The sequence below is a fragment of the Actinacidiphila oryziradicis genome (genome assembly GCF_005047355.1).
GTDB classification, from domain to species: Bacteria; Actinomycetota; Actinomycetes; order Streptomycetales; family Streptomycetaceae; genus Actinacidiphila; species Actinacidiphila oryziradicis.
The window spans coordinates 1-1,223 of record NZ_SUMC01000345.1 but is presented as its reverse complement, the minus strand read 5'-3'; the positions used below and the strand labels follow the sequence as shown (position 1 = coordinate 1,223).

Genomic DNA, 1,223 nt, shown 5'->3' with positions numbered 1-1,223 from the left:
GTCGGCCGTCGCGAAACGCCCCCATGCAGAGGCCCGTCCGCGCCCACGGCCGGACACGAGCCCGCGAAGGGATGACCGGCAGCCGAGCCTGCCCGCACCACGACCACACCACCGGGGCGAGACACACAACTGCACCATCCTGGTTCCGGCGCCACCAGTCAGCGCCGACCCGGGCACCGGCCTCAAGTCGCTACGGCCTTGACCTGAGTCCGCAGTTAGGGGTGTCGGCTAGGGCACGAATATATGGGTTGACCTGCGGAAACGCCTAGGAGCACGCCGAGATGGCGTGTCACTAGGCGGGAGGATAGTGGCTGGTCAGCGGCCTGCGTTCAGATCGATGATCTTCTTGGGCGGGGTGACGTTCAGGGCGGTGAAGATGTCGCGCTGGGGCTTGGTGAGGTCGGTGGCCTGGCGGAAGGTGCCGGCGGGGCCGGTGTAGGTGACGGCGTGCAGGCGGTCCAGTTCCTTGCGCAGGCGGTTCCAAGTGTGGCCGGTGGAGGTCTCGGCCACGCGGATCAGGAGCAGGGCGAGCCAGCAGAGCACGACGTGAGCGCGTATGCGGTCCTCGCGGCGGTGGTAGACCGGGCGGAGATCGATGATCTGCTTCATGTCCCTCCAGCCCCGTTCCACTTCAAGGAGCTGCTTGTTCCCAGAGCGATGTCCTCGGCACTCAACTTCGGGTCGGAGGAGCGCAGGAGGTACTTGCCGTCGAGCCGCTCCTCGGCGGCGATCTTCTTCTTGTCGATGCGAAGCAGGCCGCCGGGGGTCTGGCGCAAGAACCGCTTGAGGCCCGGCTTGGTCGACAACTGCCCCGCGAGCTGGTCACGTTCGGGGCGCGTGAGGCGGTCGGTGTCCTTGATGGTCTCCGACAGACGGGCCAGGAGCGTCTGTCGGATCGCTGCGTCGCGGGTGGCCTGTTCGGGGTTGAAGCAGATCACGAAGCGGTCGTCGGAGTCGACCGGCCTTCACCAGGTCGGCGCGGCTGACGGTCACGGCGGCGTGCCGCTGGGTGGGCTGGTGGTTGTCCAGATTGATGTGCTCGCCTTCGTAGATGCCGATGGTGATCTCGGCGCCCCCGATGTTCAAGGTGACCAGCGGGGACGGTTCCTCGGCGCGGATGCCGATCGCGATCGGGCCGGTGTACGTGCCCAGGTGCCTGGGCAACCTGGGCCGGCACGCGGGCAGGCACCAGGACGGCCTCGGTCGGCTCGGCGGCTTCGGTG

The 1,223-nt window shown here is 67.9% G+C and carries 1 pseudogene; it reads right to left on the bottom strand.

The annotated features are described in order from the left end of the window. Positions 1-315: 315 nt before the first annotated feature. Positions 316-959, bottom strand: a pseudogene (locus FCI23_RS64730) (IS1634 family transposase); the annotation flags it as partial. Between the last annotated feature and the right edge of the window lie 264 nt (positions 960-1,223).